Genomic DNA, 16,295 nt, shown 5'->3' on the forward strand with positions numbered 1-16,295 from the left:
ACGAATAAAGAAGTATGAAAATAAATCCAAACTATCTAGGCCGACTTTTTACAGAACAAGAATTAAGCCCTGAAGAACGACAACTGGCGGAGAAGCTGCCAAGTATGAGAAAAGAGAAGGGGAAACTCTTCTGTCAACGATGTGATAGTATGATTCAAGATGAATGGTCTCTACCTATTAATGCTCATTACTGCCGAGAATGTTTGTTGATGAAGCGAGTTAGGAGTGATCAGGCCTTATATTATTTCCCTCAAGAAGATTTTCCTAAACAAGATGTTCTTAAATGGAAGGGACAATTGACTCCATTTCAAGAGAAAGTATCAGAAGGATTACTTCAGGCAGTAGAGAACCAGCAACCGACTTTAGTTCATGCAGTGACTGGTGCTGGGAAGACAGAGATGATTTATAAAGTTGTTGCGAAAGTTATTAATGATGGTGGCGCAGTTTGTCTAGCAAGTCCACGGATAGATGTTTGTTTGGAATTGTATAAGCGATTGCAGAATGACTTTGCTTGTGAAATAGCTTTACTGCATGGTGAGTCTGAACCATACTTTCGGACACCACTAGTTGTTGCAACAACTCATCAATTATTAAAGTTTTATCACGCTTTTGATTTACTAATAGTAGATGAAGTAGATGCATTCCCCTATGTTGACAACAAGATGCTTTACAAAGCTGTAAAGAATTGTGTAAAGGAAAACGGACTAAGAATTTTTCTCACTGCAACTTCTACAGATGAGTTGGATAAGAAGGTTCGCTTAGGGGAGCTAAAACGACTAAGCCTGCCAAGGCGGTTCCATGGAAATCCTTTAATTATTCCCAAACCGGTTTGGCTATCTGATCTGGATAAATGTTTGGATAAGTTTCGCCTACCACCAAAGCTAAAAAGATATGTTGAAAACCAGAGAAGAACTGGCTACCCCTTACTAATATTTGCATCAGAAATTACAAAGGGAGAGAAGTTGAAGGAAATCTTACAAGAGAAATTTCCAAATGAGAAAATTGGTTTCGTATCCTCAGTTACTGAAGATAGATTAGAGCAAGTTCAAGCTTTTAGGGATAGGGAATTGACCATATTGATAAGCACAACAATATTGGAGCGCGGAGTTACCTTCCCTTGTGTTGATGTCTGTGTCGTAGAAGCAAACCATCGTATTTTTACAAAATCAAGCCTCATTCAAATTGGAGGACGTGTAGGTCGTAGCATGGATAGACCTACAGGAGATCTAATTTTCTTTCATAATGGATTAGATCGTTCGATTAAGAATGCTATAAAGGAAATTAAACTGATGAACAAGGAGGCAGGCCTATGATTTGTTTACTATGTGCCCAACATTTGAAGAAAAATCTAACCTTTGGAGAGCTTCTTTTTTTGAAAAAGGAGGAGGGCTCACTTTGTTTAGCTTGTTACTCAAGTTTTGAAATGATTGGGGAAGAACATTGCACAAATTGTCATAAAAAAGGAGTGTCAAGTTCGTGTCAAGATTGTCAACTTTGGTGTAAAGAAGGGGTTGAAGTAAGTCATGAAGCGATTTTTAGTTATAATCAAGCCATGAAAGACTTCTTTAATCGTTACAAATTTGATGGCGATTATATTCTCCGAAAAGTTTTTGCTATGATTTTAAATGAGAATTTAAAAAAATACAAGGATTATCATTTTATTTTAATACCGTTAAGCCCTGAGAGGTATGCAAAAAGAGGTTTTAATCAGGTTGCAGGCCTAATAGAAGCGGCAGGATTTTCCCATCTGGATGTATTAGGGAAAAGAGAAGAAAAAGCAAGTTCTTCTAAAAATCGTTCAGAGCGGTTGGCCACGGAACTTCCGTTTTTTATTAAAGAAGACAGTAGGATTCCAAAGAAGATTCTATTGATTGATGATATTTATACGACAGGAGCGACTGTTAACCGTGTCAAGAGTATGCTAGAGAATGCAGGAGCAGAAGAGGTTAAAACATTTTCCCTCGTAAGATGAGGAAAAAGATTGCAAAAAGATTATGAAAGCGTTATAATAAATATAGAAAAACAAATATGTTTAGAAAGAAGGTACTTATATGATTAAATATAGTATCCGTGGTGAAAACCTAGAAGTAACTGAAGCAATTCGTGATTATGTAGTTTCTAAACTCGAAAAGATCGAAAAATACTTCCAAGCAGATCAAGAATTAGATGCGCGTGTAAATTTGAAAGTGTATCGTGAAAAGACTGCTAAGGTAGAAGTAACAATTCCACTTGGATCTATTACTCTTCGTGCAGAAGACGTTTCTCAAGATATGTATGGATCTATTGATTTGGTGACAGATAAGATTGAACGCCAAATCCGTAAAAATAAAACTAAAATTGAACGTAAAAACAGAAATAAAGTTTCTACTAGCCAACTATTTACAGATACCTTGGTAGAAGAGACAGATGCTGCTCAACCTAAAGTTGTTCGTTCAAAACAAATTGATTTAAAACCAATGGATCTTGAAGAAGCACTTCTTCAGATGGACTTATTGGGTCATGATTTCTTCATTTACATCGATGTTGAAGATGAAACTACAAATGTTATTTATCGACGCGAAGATGGAGATATTGGTCTTCTTGAAGTGAAAGAATCATAATACTTAATATGCTTAGACTAAAAAGGTGGTTTACACTAGTGTAAACCACCTTTTGTGTTCCTACATGCTACATTTGAGCACAAGTGCTATTCCTTCTTTAAAGGTCGCTTTTTCAGTGCAAATATGGTATAATATTGCGCAAGAGGTTTGTAATGAAAAAAAATGAAATGAATCCCTTTTTTATATACTTATTTGTTGGGATTTCCTTTATAATCATGACTGTATTGGTTATTTTTCTTCAAAATAACCTAGTCACAATAGCATGCTTATTTTTCTTAATGGTGGCATTTCTTCTGCTATTTTATTTTCAGAAGAAATCTTATCAAAAAACAGAAATTGAACAAATCCAGTACGTAAACCATCAGGCGGAAGATAGTTTAAGTTCACTCTTAGAACAGATGCCTGTTGGAGTTGTCAAGCTAAACATGGAAAGCAGTGAGATTGAGTGGTTCAATCCCTACGCAGAGTTAATGTTGACAACGGAAGATGGAGAAATTGACCTTCCTCAACTTCAAGAAATTATAAAAACATCCATATCTTCGCCTGGAATTTATGCAAATGTGGGGGAAAAACGTTATGCGGTGCATCTAGATAGAAATTCTGGCGTGCTCTACTTTTTTGACGTTTCTGGAGAGTACGAAGCCACAGTAGAATTGGTTACAAGTCGCCCTGTTATTGGTATTATTTCGGTAGATAATTATGATGATTTAGAGAACGAAACATCTGAATCAGACATCAGTCATATTAATAGTTTTGTCGCAAATTTTGTATCAGAATTTACTGGAAAGTATCAGATGTTTTCTCGTAGAGTGACCATGGATCGTTTTTACTTATTTACCGACTATACGGTATTAGAGCAATTGATGCAGGATAAATTTTCTGTAATTGATACCTTCCGTGAAGAAGCTAAGCAGCGAGATTTAGCCTTAACCATGAGTATGGGCTTGTCATATGGTGATGGCGATCATGAGGGTATTGGTAAAGTTGCTTTATCAAATCTCAACCTTGCAGAAGTTCGAGGTGGAGACCAGGTCGTTGTAAAAGAAAATGATGAGACGAAAAATCCAATTTATTTTGGTGGTGGCTCTGCAGCTTCTATTAAGCGAACAAGAACACGTACAAGAGCAATGATGACGGCAATCTCTGAAAAGTTGAGAAGTGTTGACCGTGTCTTCGTAGTTGGTCATAAAAACTTAGACATGGATGCTTTAGGCTCTGCTGTTGGTATGCAATTGTTCTCGAGTAACGTCTTGGATGAAAGTTATGTGGTCTATGATGCAGAACAAATGTCTCCGGACATTCATCGTGCCATTCAATTTTTAGAGAATGAGGGAGTAACAAAACTCATCCCTCTAACTCAAGCTATGGGAATGGTCACTAATCGTTCCTTGCTAGTGATGGTGGACCACTCTAAGACAGCTTTAACCTTGTCAAAAGAGTTTTATGATTTGTTTACACAAACCATCATTATTGACCACCATAGACGAGATCAGGATTTCCCGGAAAATGCTGTTATCACCTATATTGAGAGTGGAGCAAGTAGCGCGAGCGAGCTTGTAACAGAGTTAATTCAATTCCAAAACTCTAAGAAAGCACGCTTAAGTCGTATCCAAGCTAGTGTTCTTATGGGCGGTATGATGCTGGATACTAAGAATTTCACTTCTCGTGTAACTAGCCGAACCTTTGACGTGGCAAGTTATCTAAGAACACGTGGTAGTGATAGTATTGTAATTCAAGAACTTGCGGCGACTGACTTTGAAGAGTATCGATTGGTTAATGAGCTAATCTTGCAAGGACAGGCCGTACAACCTTCTATTCTTGTAGCTCAGGCCAAGGATGATAAGGAGTATGATATTGTAGTGATTAGTAAAGCGGCTGATACTATGTTAGCTATGTCAGGTATTGAAACTAGCTTTGTCATTGCTAAAAACAGCCAAGGGGATATTTCCATTTCTGCACGAAGTCGAAGTAAGATCAATGTGCAACGGATTATGGAAGAGTTGGGAGGTGGAGGCCACTTCAACCTGGCAGCTGCCCGACTGACAGATATGACTCTGCAAGAAGCAGGTGATAAACTAAAAACCGTTATTTCTAATGAAATTAGAGAAAAGGAGACAGAAGAATGAAAGTAATCTTTTTAGCAGATGTAAAAGGCAAAGGAAAAAAAGGCGAAATCAAGGAAGTGCCAACAGGTTATGCACAAAACTTTTTGATTAAGAAAAACCTTGCTAAAGAAGCGACTTCACAAGCAATTGGTGAGTTGCGCGGGAAGCAAAAATCTGAAGAAAAAGCACATGCTCAACTTCTTGCAGAAGCACAAGAAATTAAGGCGAAACTTGAAGCAGAAGAAACAATTGTTGAGTTTGTTGAAAAAGTTGGTCCAGATGGAAGAACTTTTGGTTCAATTACTAGCAAGAAAATTGCGGAAGAGCTCCAAAAACAATTTGGAATTAAAATTGATAAACGTCATATTCAAGTTCAATCTCCAATTCGAGCAGTTGGTTTGATTGATGTACCTGTAAAAATTTATCAGGATGTAACTAGCGTCATCAATCTTCGTGTAAAAGAAGGCTAAGCTAGATTTGAGTAATGATTTTGTAAAAGGAAGGAAAGTCTGATGGCAGAAGTAGAGGAACTACGAGTTCAGCCCCAGGATATTTTGGCAGAACAATCGGTATTGGGAGCTATATTTATCGATGAGAGTAAACTCGTATTTGTTCGAGAATATATTGACTCTCGAGACTTCTTTAAGTATGCTCACCGTTTGATTTTTCAGGCCATGGTTGATTTGTCAGATCGAGGCGAAGCCATTGATGCAACGACTGTTCGTACGATATTAGATGATCAAGGTGATTTGCAAAATATTGGTGGCTTGTCCTACCTTGTTGAGATTATCAACTCTGTACCAACCTCTGCAAACGCTGAATACTATGCAAAAATTGTAGCAGAGAAAGCCACGCTTCGTCGTTTGATTGCTAAGTTGACAGAGTCTGTCAATCAAGCATATGAGGCTTCTAGTCCTGTAGATGAAATCATTGCACGAGCAGAAAAAGGTTTGATCGATGTCAGTGAGAATGCAAATCGTAGTGGTTTTAGAAATATTCGAGACATCCTAAATCTTAACTTTGGAAATTTAGAAGTTCGTTCACAACAAACTTCTGATATTACAGGGATTGCTACTGGTTATCAAGATTTGGATCATATGACAACTGGGTTGCACGAGGAGGAGTTAATCATTCTTGCTGCTCGTCCTGCGGTTGGTAAGACTGCTTTTGCCTTGAATATTGCTCAAAATATTGGAACCAAGCTAGACAAGACCGTTGCAATTTTCTCTCTCGAGATGGGTGCAGAGAGTCTGGTCGACCGTATGTTGGCAGCCGAAGGACTAGTAGAGTCTCACTCTATCCGTACAGGGCAATTGACTGAGGAAGAGTGGCGCAAATATACGATTGCTCAAGGTAATCTTGCAAAAGCAAGTATCTATATTGACGATACCCCTGGAATTCGAATTACGGAGATTCGTTCACGCGCCAGAAAATTGTCTCAGGAAACAGGCAATCTTGGATTGATCTTGATTGACTACCTGCAGTTAATTACAGGGACTGGTCGTGAGAACCGTCAACAAGAGGTTTCAGAGATTTCACGTCAGTTGAAAATTCTGGCTAAGGAACTGAAGGTGCCTGTTATCGCGCTAAGTCAGCTGTCACGTAGTGTTGAACAACGTCAAGATAAAAGACCGGTGCTATCAGATATTCGTGAGTCTGGATCTATCGAGCAGGATGCGGATATCGTAGCCTTTCTCTATCGAGATGACTATTATGAACGTGGTGGCGAAGAAGAGGAAGGTCTTCCGAATAACAAGGTAGAAGTTATTATTGAGAAGAACCGTAGCGGTGCGCGTGGAACAGTAGAATTGATTTTTCAAAAAGAGTATAACAAGTTTTCAAGTATTTCGAAGAGAGAGGAACAAAGATGACAGATGCATTTACAGATGTAGCCAAGATGAAAAAAATCAAAGAAGAAATCAAGGCGCATGAAGGACAAGTCGTGGAAATGACTTTAGAAAACGGTCGTAAACGCCAAAAGAATCGCTTGGGAAGACTTATTGAAGTTTATCCATCGCTCTTTATCGTTGAATTTGGGGATGTAGAAGGAGACAAACAGGCCAACGTCTACGTTGAATCCTTCACCTATTCTGATATTTTAACGGAAAAGAATTTGATTCACTATTTGGATTAAGGTTGAAAGTGGGAGTTTTCTCACTTTTTTCTTTTTCTTTCGAATGATATAAATGAGGTCAACCTCAAAAATTTATCTATTCGAAGGAGAATGAATGACATATAGTAAAAAGGGAACTTTTCTTAAGAGAACGACAGTGGGTACAGCTTCCCTACTGTTAGCAGGTACTTTTTTGTTTGGTGGAGGAGCTGTTCATGCCAATCAGGCAAACAATGGCTCACTGGCACGTGGAGATGATTATCCTTATTATTATAAAAATGGAAGTCAAGAAATCGATAAATGGCGTCTATACTCCAGACAGTGTACCTCTTTCGCTGCCTTTCGTTTAAGTAGTGTTAATGGATTTGAACTACCAGCTGCTTATGGGCATGCGAAGGAATGGGGATACCGTGCTCAAAAAGAAGGATATCGTGTAGATCAGAGACCAGCGATTGGAGCTATTGCTTGGAGTACGAGGGGAACACATGGCCACGTAGCTTGGGTTTCTAACGTGATTGGAGACATGGTTGAAATCGAGGAGTACAATTACGATTATACAGAAACGTATTATCGTAGGATAGTAAAAGCAAGTTCTATGACTGGTTTCATTCATTTTAAAGATGTGGGGAATGCTAGTGTAGGGGATCATCAATCTGTACTATCTTCTAGTGGAACTCATTACTTTACAGAAAAAGTAGCTATTATGAATCAGCCATCATTGACATCTACTATTATTGATTACTACGAACCTGGAATGAGTGTTCATTATGATCAAACTCTTGAAAAGGATGGCTATAGATGGATTAGTTATATTTCAAGAAGTGGGAACAGACGTTATATCCCCTTAATTAAAACGGTAACCTCGAAGAATGGATGGGAAAAACAGGGAACAGTCTGGTACTACTATGAAAATGGCAAAGTCGCACTTGGATGGAAAAAGATAAACGGCAGTTGGTACTATTTCCAAACTAATGGTTCAATGAGAACAGGTTGGCTAAAAGACGGTTCCAAGTGGTACTACTTGAAATCATCTGGAGAAATGCAGACAGGATGGTTGAAGGATAAGGGCATTTGGTATTATCTCGAAAGCTCGGGTGCTATGAAAGCTAGTCAGTGGTTCCAGGTTTCAGGGAAATATTATTACGTGAACGCATCTGGAGAATTGGCAGTAGATACGACTATCGATGGTTTCCAAGTTGATAGCAATGGTGCGCGAGTTGAAAAAAATCCCAATAAGCCTTGACCGATAATCTAACTCTTAGCAATGGTATTTTTCCCTGCTTTCCTTTATAATGGGTGTATGGACAAGAAAAAATTATTATTGATTGATGGATCTTCAGTTGCTTTCCGGGCATTTTTTGCACTTTACCAGCAACTGGATCGTTTTAAAAATGACAATGGACTACATACCAATGCAATCTACGGATTTCATCTGATGCTAAATCACCTACTGGAGCGTGTCCAACCGAGTCATATTTTGGTTGCTTTTGATGCGGGGAAAACGACTTTCCGTACAGAGATGTATGCAGATTATAAGGGTGGTCGTGCGAAGACTCCAGATGAGTTTCGTGAGCAATTTCCCTTCATTCGTGAGTTGCTAGACCATCTTGGGATTCGCCATTATGAGTTGACTCAGTATGAGGCGGATGATATCATTGGAACTCTTGGTCGCTTGGCTGAAAAGGAATCTTTTGATGTAACAATCGTTAGCGGGGACAAGGACTTGATTCAGCTGACGGATGAACGTACGGTGGTCGAGATTTCCAAGAAAGGTGTGGCTGAGTTTGAGGCCTTTACACCAGAATACCTCATGGAAAAGATGGGACTCACACCAGCTCAGTTTATAGACCTCAAGGCCCTGATGGGGGATAAGTCTGATAATATCCCTGGGGTGACCAAGATTGGTGAAAAGACTGGGATCAAGCTCTTGTTAGAATATGGCTCGCTGGAAGGTATTTATGAAAATATCGATGGCATGAAGGCTTCCAAGATGAAGGAAAATCTTGTCAATGACAAGGAACAAGCCTTTCTGTCTAAAACACTAGCGACCATCGACACGAAAGCGCCAATTGAGATAGGTCTAGATGATTTGGTCTATAGTGGACCAAATGTGGAAAACCTTGGGAAGTTCTACGATGAGATGGGCTTTAAGCAGCTCAAACAAGCCTTGAATGCTTCTCAGGCGAATCAAGCTGAGACTTTGAATTTCACCATGGTGGACAAAGTGACTGAAGATATGCTGAGTGCCGACTCTATCTTCCACTTTGAACTTTTTGGTGAAAACTACCATACAGATGAATTGATTGGTTTTGCTTGGTCATGCGGAGACAAACTCTATGCTACAGATAAGCTGGAACTTCTGCAGGATTCGATTCTTAAGGAATTTCTAGAAAAAACACCTCTGAAAGTATATGACTGTAAGAAAGCTAAAGTTCTCTTAAATCGCTTTGGTTTGGACTTGCAGGCTCCTGCTTTTGACAGTCGCTTGGCCAAATACCTTCTCTCTACTGTAGAGAATAATGAAATTTCAACCATTGCTAGTCTTTATGGTCAAACTTACCTAGTCGATGATGAAACCTTCTATGGTAAGGGTGTCAAGAAAGCTATCCCTGAGAGAGAAACCTTCTTGGAGCACTTGGCTCGTAAGGTTGCTGTATTAGTTGAGACAGAGCCTGTTTTACTTGAAAAATTAAGTGAAAACGGACAATTGGACCTCCTCTATGATATGGAGCAACCTCTGGCTTTTGTCCTTGCTAAGATGGAAATCGCTGGAATCAAGGTCAAAAAAGAAACCTTGCTTGAGATGCAAGCTGAAAATGAGCTTGTCATTGAAAAGCTAACTCAAGAGATTTATGAATTGGCTGGTGAGGAGTTTAACATCAACTCGCCTAAGCAGTTGGGCGAACTACTTTTTGAAAAGCTAGGTCTCCCTATAGAATACACCAAGAAAACCAAGACAGGTTATTCAACAGCAGTGGATGTGTTAGAGCGCCTAGCTCCTATTGCCCCAATCGTCAAGAAAATTTTAGATTATCGTCAAATTGCTAAGATTCAATCGACTTATGTGATTGGTTTACAGGATTGGATTTTAGCGGATGGCAAGATTCACACGCGCTATGTGCAGGATTTGACTCAGACAGGGCGTCTGTCTAGTGTGGATCCAAACTTGCAAAATATTCCTGTTCGCTTGGAACAAGGCCGCCTCATTCGTAAGGCTTTCGTGCCAGAGTGGGAGGATAGTGTCCTTCTCAGCTCGGACTATTCACAGATTGAGTTGCGAGTTTTGGCACATATCTCTAAAGATGAGCACTTAATCAAGGCCTTCCAAGAAGGAGCTGATATCCATACCTCGACAGCCATGCGTGTCTTTGGAATTGAACGTCCTGAGGATGTGACTCCAAACGACCGTCGCAATGCCAAGGCTGTCAACTTTGGAGTGGTTTACGGAATTTCAGACTTTGGTTTATCCAATAACCTAGGTATCAGCCGTAAAGAGGCTAAGGCATACATCGACACTTACTTTGAACGCTTCCCAGGTATTAAAAACTACATGGATGAAGTGGTTCGTGAGGCGCGTGATAAGGGTTATGTGGAGACTCTCTTCAAACGTCGTCGTGAGTTACCAGATATCAATTCGCGTAACTTTAACATTCGTGGTTTTGCAGAGCGTACAGCTATCAACTCACCTATTCAAGGATCGGCTGCAGATATTCTCAAAATTGCCATGATTCAGCTAGATAAAGCCTTGGTAGCAGGTCGTTATCAAACTAAGATGCTGTTACAAGTACACGATGAAATTGTTCTTGAAGTGCCTAAGTCAGAATTGGCATCTATTAAAAAACTTGTCAAACAAACCATGGAAGAAGCCATTCAACTCAGTGTGCCCCTGATTGCTGATGAAAATGAAGGCGTGACTTGGTATGAGGCTAAGTAGAGATAGCCTATCAGACAAAAAAGAAATCCCCTTGAACATTATGGTTCAAAGGGGATTTTTCTTTCAGGAAAAGACAAAAGTGATACTATCTAGCTAATAGTAGGATTTATTTGATTTGTTTCTTTTGTTCTTTTTTTGCAAGGATTGGTAGAATAACACCTAAACCAATCAGAATAATTGGGGTCAAGATGTTTGTAAGAAGAGAGAATTGCCAAGCAGTTGGATTCTCAGCATAGCTAATTTTTGGAACCATACCCAGGATACAAGCAAAGGCAGTGAAGAGGAAGCACCAAGTACCGATTACAAAGCCAAGCTTAGGATTGTTCACAAACTTGTATTCGGCATTTTTGTATGTTTTCCAAGCGCGATTAAGCATCATGTAGGCAAGGAATACCCAGAGATAACGCATTGGCATTACGATAGAATTGAGGTTGGTCATCCATTTTACAAGTCCATCAATTTCTTGGATACCAAAAATTGGAAGGATGATGATAAGGCTAACGAGGACACCTGTAAGGAGGTAACCGTTAATGAGGACACCTTTTTCAGTACGTTTACGAAGCCAGCTTGGGATGTAGTTTTCGTCAGCATTATTGAGTAGGATTTGTAATGGTGCGTCAATAGAAAAGGCAAGCGCAGCAATTTGTCCGACCATATTTGTAAGAGCGTAAATCACAACGAAAAGATTTCCAACTCCCCAAGAATTTCCTAACATTTGGAAGGCTTGATAAGCACCATTACGCATGAGGTCTTCAGGGATGTTATTACCATCAAATAGCATTCCCATGGCAACTGAACCAAGGATAGCAGAGAGTCCTACCATGATGGCCATGACAATCATACCTTTTGGAAATTCTTTTGCAGGATTGCGAGTTTGATTCACATAAGGGGAAATTTTTTCACAACCACCAACGGCAAAGACCAGTAGTGAGATGGTTGTAAAATAAGAAAAATCAAAGTTTGGAATGTAGGTACTCAGTTGATCCATATGTGGTGTCGCAAACTGGATGTCTGGCTTAATGAAAGGCAGACCGACAGCCAAAAGCACAAAGAGTATAGACATAATCAACATGGCACTTCCTGCCAAGCTACCGATGACTTTCAGTGTTGTCAATCCTTTTGTAGAAAGATAGAGGAAAAGTCCAAAGATTAGCAAGCAGAGAATAACAATCCAGTGGATATCGATTTGTTTTAGAAATTGTCCGTTACCCTGCAAGGCCCATCCAAGCGGAATCAGGATTCCTTGAGGTTTTTGTGCGAGATAAGGGATGTGCACAACCCAGTAGGTCCAAGCGGCAAAGTAGGCGAGGCGTTTGGTTGATGTTTTTTCAACCCAGTCGCTAACACCGCTTCCGCTTTCCTTGAAGGTAGAACCTAGTTGTCCGACGATGAGTGAATATGGGATAAAGTAGAGTGCGAGGATTAAAACCCAAGATACGACTACTGAAATTCCCTGTTGAGAATAGTTGTTGACGACGTTTCCTAGCCCCCAAACCATGTTGAAAGCAATTAGAGAAACCATCAGCCAATTAAGTTGGTGTTGATCTTTTTTCATAATGTCTCCTTTTCTGATAATTTCAGTATATCATGATTTTTTGAAAGCGCCTAACAAAATTTGAAATTTACTATAAAAAAGTAAAAGCTAGCTAACAGATAGGGAATAGGGCTTGTTGGTTTAGAAAAGGATTATCCACAAACTGTGGATAACTTGACACCATCCTATCAAAAATATTTTTATAGTTATCGTTTGTAAAGGGGACAAGAAATTTAGGAATTATAAGAGAGGAGGATCTGGTATAAAGCCTAATTAGACAAGGATTCTAACAGCATTTCTATTGCAGATCATAGATACTTAGGTTGGAAAGATATTTTGGAAAAACTTGAAAATTTTTTCCAAAGAACAGTTGGAGAGTTTTTCACAGTTTGTGGATAACTTTATATGGATAAGAAAACCCCTTTGTGCATGACAAAGGGATTTGATCTATTAGTGCTTCGGTAACCAGCTGAGGGTAAAGTCAAGAGTCTTAGCATTGAGCAGTTCCTGATGGCTGATACTTTGTTTTTCTTTTCCGTCCAGTTGACAGTCTTGGACAAAGTGGAAGTGTTCATAATTTTGTTGAGTATGAACATCCAACCACTGATTTGTTTCTGCCAGATAGACACGAAGGTGGTCAAAGAGTGGAATTCCAAGATCATAGCTTGCTTTTCCTGGGCAGGTTGGGTAAAGTCCGAGAGCAGACCATACATACCAAGCTGAAAGACTACCATTATCCTCATCGCCCGGATAAGCATCCCAGCTAGCTCGGAAGGCTTTTTGACGGAGGGTCTTGATTAAGAGACTGGTATATTGGGGATAACTACTGTAGCGGAAAAGATAAGGGATGTGGAAGCTTGGTTGGTTTGAAATGGCTAGTTGACCAAATGGCGCTGTTGCCATCTCGCTCATCTCATGAATTTCATATCCATAGCCCGTCGTTTCAAAAAGTGGGAGACTTTGACAAGCTTTCAAAAGATAGTTGCTAAAGGCTTCTTTTCCACCCATTAGTTGGCTAAGTCCAGAAATGTCATGTAAGACACCCAGACTGGCTTGAATAGCTGAGCACTCAGCGTAGTCACGACCCCAACTATAGGGAGAAAAGTCAGGACGGAAGTTGCCATCTACATCACGCGCCCTCATGTAACCCGTCTCAGAGTCAAATAGATTCTGATAGTTTTTAGAATATTGAGCATAGGTTTGAGCCAGCTTTTCTTGACCTAATTTTTCTGCACAAGTAGAGATACAAAAATCGCTGTAAGCATAATCTAGCGTATGACTGACACTTTCGTGGTAGTCTGTGGATAAATAGCCCAGTTCTTGGTATTGGCTTAGACCGTGCCGCCCGTTGATAGCTTTTGGATCTGCCTTGGTCGCAGTTTCAATCATGGCTTTGAGAAATTCTTCTTCAAACTCAGGTGTCATATCTTTGCAAGCACTATCTGCAAGAAGGCCATCAATCAAAGTCCCAGGCATCATTCCTCTTTCGTCAGGAGCCAGCCACTTAGGGAGATACCCGGTATCTCTATAGCTATTGAGGAAGCCTTCAAGAAACTGACGATAGTGCTCTGGAATAATCAAGGCAAAGAGTGGGAATGAAGTGCGGAAGGTATCCCAAAAACCATTGTTGGTAAAGAATAGCCCTGGTTTGATAGTCCCTGAAGCAAGGTCTATATGAATATTCTCGCCTTGCTCATTTACCTCATAGAAGGTTTGTGGGAAAAGCAAGAGTCTATAAAGACAGTGATCAAAAAATGTTCGGTCTACAGAGCCAGTTTCCACGACATCAAAACGGCCTAGAAGGTCTTCCCAACTTGCTTTAGCCTCTGACTTCGTTTCTTCAAAGTCTTTTCTAGGCAGATTAAAGAGGGCCTGTTCTTTAGAAATAAAAGAAGTAGCTAGTTGAACTAGAGCTTCTGCTCCAGCCAAGTCAATACGCCAGTCTTGCCCCACTTGATTGATAGATAGAATATCCGTAGAGAATGCGAGAGCAGTAAACATGACGAGGGGACTTTTGTTGGTTTCGGTTAATCCGCTTTGACCAAGGCTGACAGTACGCTCATTTACTTGCTCTAATGATAAATCATCAGTTGCATGCAGATAGAGTGAGAGCTTCTTGCCTTGTATCTGTCTTAGTTGAATAGAAGCCCCATAGCAAGTAGGTGTGAGTTGGGTTTCAATCTGATAACGCTCAGAAAAAATTCTGAGATAATGGGGATTGAAAATAGCACGATCAAGGTTATAAGAAGACTGACGATGGAAGAGGGTGTCGCCACTGATTTCTCCTGTAACAGGCGTCAGTAGTAACCAAGAATAATCACCAATCCAAGGGCTAGGCTGATGGGTTAGTCGAACACCCTGAAATATGGGAAGATGGGGATCAAAAAACCAAGACCCTTCCTGGTCACTCGTTTGTGGAACAAAGTAATTCATCCCAAAAGGCACTCCAGTGTATGGTAGGGTATTTCCCCGAGAAAAGACATGCTTGCTCGCGGTGCCAAATCGGGTATCTATGGTTTCAAGTATAGGTTTCATAGCGATTTCCTTCTGTAGTTTTCTACATTATATCAGAAAAAGGATACTTTTAGAAAATGACTTCAAAATATAACAATTTTGTAGAATAATGACTAACATTTGTGTATATATTTTCTGGGCTAAAAGCTATATACTGAAAATGAAAATCTGTTTGAAAGAGGCAAAATAGTTTATGGTTTATTCTAAAGAAATCGTCAGAGAGTGGCTAGATGAGGTAGCGGAGAGAGCCAAGGAACATCCTGAATGGGTGGATGTCTTTGAACGTTGCTACACAGACACTTTAGACAATACAGTTGAAATCTTAGAAGACGGCTCGACCTTTGTACTAACTGGGGATATCCCAGCTATGTGGCTTCGGGACTCGACTGCTCAGCTTAGACCATACCTTCATGTGGCAAAAAGAGACCCTCGTTTGCGCCAGACCATTGCTGGTTTGGTTAAACGCCAGATGACTTTGATTCTCAAGGATCCCTATGCCAACTCTTTCAATATTGAGGAGAACTGGAAGGGTCATCACGAGACAGACCATACAGACCTCAATGGCTGGATTTGGGAACGCAAGTATGAAGTAGATTCGCTTTGCTATCCCTTGCAATTGGCTTACCTTCTTTGGAAGGAAACTGGTGAGACTAGCCAGTTTGATGAAACTTTTGTTACGGCGACTAAGGAGATTCTCCATCTCTGGACGGTGGAGCAAGATCACAATAACTCACCATACCGTTTCGTTCGTGATACTGATCGTAAGGAAGATACCTTGGTAAATGATGGTTTTGGTCCTAATTTTGCCGTGACAGGGATGACCTGGTCAGCCTTTCGTCCGAGTGATGACTGCTGTCAGTATAGCTACTTGATTCCATCAAATATGTTTGCGGTGGTTGTTTTGGGATATGTCCAGGAAATTTTTGCTACATTGAATCTAGCTGATAGTGAGAGTATCATTGCAGATGCAAAACGCCTGCAAGCTGAAATACAAGAAGGGATCGAAAATTACGCCTACACGACTAACAGCAAGGGCGAGAAGATCTATGCCTTTGAAGTAGACGGTTTAGGAAATGCCAGCATCATGGACGACCCTAACGTACCAAGTTTGTTAGCTGCTCCATATCTTGGTTACTGTGATGTCAATGACGAAGTGTATCAAGCAACTCGTCGCACCATTCTCAGCCCTGAAAATCCCTACTTCTACCAAGGAGAATACGCTAGCGGTCTCGGAAGCTCTCATACCTTCTATCGTTATATCTGGCCGATTGCCCTATCTATCCAAGGCTTAACAGCTACAGATAAAGCTGAGAAAAAATACTTGCTAGACCAACTAGTTGCCTGTGATGGCGGAACAGGGGTTATGCACGAAAGCTTCCACGTAGATGATCCGACTCTCTACTCTCGTGAATGGTTCTCTTGGGCCAACATGATGTTCTGCGAATTGGTCTTGGATTACCTAGATATTCGCTAATACTCTTCGAAAATCAAATTC

General features: G+C 40.2%; 12 protein-coding genes. 10 read left to right on the forward strand and 2 right to left on the reverse strand.

Annotated features, from left to right (window positions below; genetic code table 11):
• The first annotated feature begins 14 nt into the window (after window positions 1-14).
• From ACLNCS_RS07150 to polA, 9 genes are all read left to right on the forward strand, one after another.
• A complete protein-coding gene (locus ACLNCS_RS07150) occupies window positions 15-1,313 on the forward strand; it encodes a DEAD/DEAH box helicase (RefSeq protein WP_025170528.1) in 1,299 nt (432 codons plus the stop codon).
• Window positions 1,310-1,972 carry a ComF family protein gene (locus ACLNCS_RS07155; RefSeq protein ID WP_004250987.1) on the forward strand — a complete coding sequence of 221 codons (663 nt, stop codon included), beginning with the start codon at window positions 1,310-1,312 and terminating at the stop codon, window positions 1,970-1,972. The genes ACLNCS_RS07150 and ACLNCS_RS07155 overlap by 4 nt, the downstream gene beginning before the upstream one ends.
• A 79-nt stretch (window positions 1,973-2,051) precedes the next feature.
• Complete coding sequence (hpf, locus tag ACLNCS_RS07160) at window positions 2,052-2,600, forward strand: ribosome hibernation-promoting factor, HPF/YfiA family (RefSeq protein WP_004250989.1); 549 nt, start codon at window positions 2,052-2,054, stop codon at window positions 2,598-2,600.
• Between the two features lie 278 nt (window positions 2,601-2,878).
• Window positions 2,879-4,726, forward strand: coding sequence for a DHH family phosphoesterase (locus ACLNCS_RS07165; protein WP_424847999.1), 1,848 nt, complete (start codon window positions 2,879-2,881; stop codon window positions 4,724-4,726).
• Window positions 4,723-5,175, forward strand: a complete 453-nt coding sequence (rplI, locus tag ACLNCS_RS07170; protein ID WP_004250991.1) for a 50S ribosomal protein L9 — start codon at window positions 4,723-4,725, stop codon at window positions 5,173-5,175. The genes ACLNCS_RS07165 and rplI overlap by 4 nt, the downstream gene beginning before the upstream one ends.
• A gap of 42 nt (window positions 5,176-5,217) precedes the next feature.
• Window positions 5,218-6,576, forward strand: coding sequence for a replicative DNA helicase (gene dnaB, locus ACLNCS_RS07175; protein ID WP_004250992.1), 1,359 nt, complete (start codon window positions 5,218-5,220; stop codon window positions 6,574-6,576).
• Window positions 6,573-6,839 carry a Veg family protein gene (locus tag ACLNCS_RS07180; protein ID WP_004250994.1) on the forward strand — a complete coding sequence of 89 codons (267 nt, stop codon included), beginning with the start codon at window positions 6,573-6,575 and terminating at the stop codon, window positions 6,837-6,839. Before dnaB ends, ACLNCS_RS07180 begins: the two co-directional genes overlap by 4 nt.
• A 94-nt stretch (window positions 6,840-6,933) precedes the next feature.
• Entirely contained in the window at window positions 6,934-8,061 is a 1,128-nt protein-coding gene (locus tag ACLNCS_RS07185; RefSeq protein WP_004250995.1) for an SH3 domain-containing protein, read from the forward strand.
• Between the two features lie 57 nt (window positions 8,062-8,118).
• Window positions 8,119-10,752 carry a DNA polymerase I gene (polA, locus tag ACLNCS_RS07190; protein ID WP_004250997.1) on the forward strand — a complete coding sequence of 878 codons (2,634 nt, stop codon included), beginning with the start codon at window positions 8,119-8,121 and terminating at the stop codon, window positions 10,750-10,752.
• Window positions 10,753-10,858: 106 nt separating this feature from the next.
• On the opposite strand, the gene ACLNCS_RS07195 is transcribed toward polA, so the two are convergent.
• Both ACLNCS_RS07195 and ACLNCS_RS07200 read right to left on the reverse strand, forming a co-directional pair.
• Window positions 10,859-12,307 (reverse strand): APC family permease, encoded by a 1,449-nt coding sequence (locus tag ACLNCS_RS07195; RefSeq protein ID WP_004250998.1) that lies wholly within the window; start codon window positions 12,305-12,307, stop codon window positions 10,859-10,861.
• 429 nt (window positions 12,308-12,736) lie between these two features.
• Window positions 12,737-14,821, reverse strand: a complete 2,085-nt coding sequence (locus tag ACLNCS_RS07200; protein WP_414312420.1) for a GH92 family glycosyl hydrolase — start codon at window positions 14,819-14,821, stop codon at window positions 12,737-12,739.
• A gap of 172 nt (window positions 14,822-14,993) precedes the next feature.
• Here ACLNCS_RS07200 and ACLNCS_RS07205 point away from each other — a divergent pair, with 172 nt between their 5' ends.
• The gene (locus ACLNCS_RS07205; protein ID WP_424848004.1) at window positions 14,994-16,274 is read left to right on the forward strand and encodes a glycoside hydrolase family 125 protein; all 1,281 of its coding nucleotides are present in this window, start codon (window positions 14,994-14,996) and stop codon (window positions 16,272-16,274) included.
• Window positions 16,275-16,295: the final 21 nt, after the last annotated feature.

It is taken from the genome of Streptococcus sp. CL9.43 (assembly GCF_049737935.1).
Lineage (GTDB): Bacteria > Bacillota > Bacilli > Lactobacillales > Streptococcaceae > Streptococcus > Streptococcus infantis_I.

Coding starts and splice junctions, on each gene's coding strand:
- ACLNCS_RS07150 (WP_025170528.1), top strand. CDS start 15: ATGAAAATAAATCCAAACTATCTAGGCCGACTTTTTACAGAACAAGAA.
- ACLNCS_RS07155 (WP_004250987.1), top strand. CDS start 1,310: ATGATTTGTTTACTATGTGCCCAACATTTGAAGAAAAATCTAACCTTT.
- hpf (WP_004250989.1), top strand. CDS start 2,052: ATGATTAAATATAGTATCCGTGGTGAAAACCTAGAAGTAACTGAAGCA.
- ACLNCS_RS07165 (WP_424847999.1), top strand. CDS start 2,879: ATGGTGGCATTTCTTCTGCTATTTTATTTTCAGAAGAAATCTTATCAA.
- rplI (WP_004250991.1), top strand. CDS start 4,723: ATGAAAGTAATCTTTTTAGCAGATGTAAAAGGCAAAGGAAAAAAAGGC.
- dnaB (WP_004250992.1), top strand. CDS start 5,218: ATGGCAGAAGTAGAGGAACTACGAGTTCAGCCCCAGGATATTTTGGCA.
- ACLNCS_RS07180 (WP_004250994.1), top strand. CDS start 6,573: ATGACAGATGCATTTACAGATGTAGCCAAGATGAAAAAAATCAAAGAA.
- ACLNCS_RS07185 (WP_004250995.1), top strand. CDS start 6,934: ATGACATATAGTAAAAAGGGAACTTTTCTTAAGAGAACGACAGTGGGT.
- polA (WP_004250997.1), top strand. CDS start 8,119: ATGGACAAGAAAAAATTATTATTGATTGATGGATCTTCAGTTGCTTTC.
- ACLNCS_RS07195 (WP_004250998.1), bottom strand. CDS start 12,307: ATGAAAAAAGATCAACACCAACTTAATTGGCTGATGGTTTCTCTAATT.
- ACLNCS_RS07200 (WP_414312420.1), bottom strand. CDS start 14,821: ATGAAACCTATACTTGAAACCATAGATACCCGATTTGGCACCGCGAGC.
- ACLNCS_RS07205 (WP_424848004.1), top strand. CDS start 14,994: ATGGTTTATTCTAAAGAAATCGTCAGAGAGTGGCTAGATGAGGTAGCG.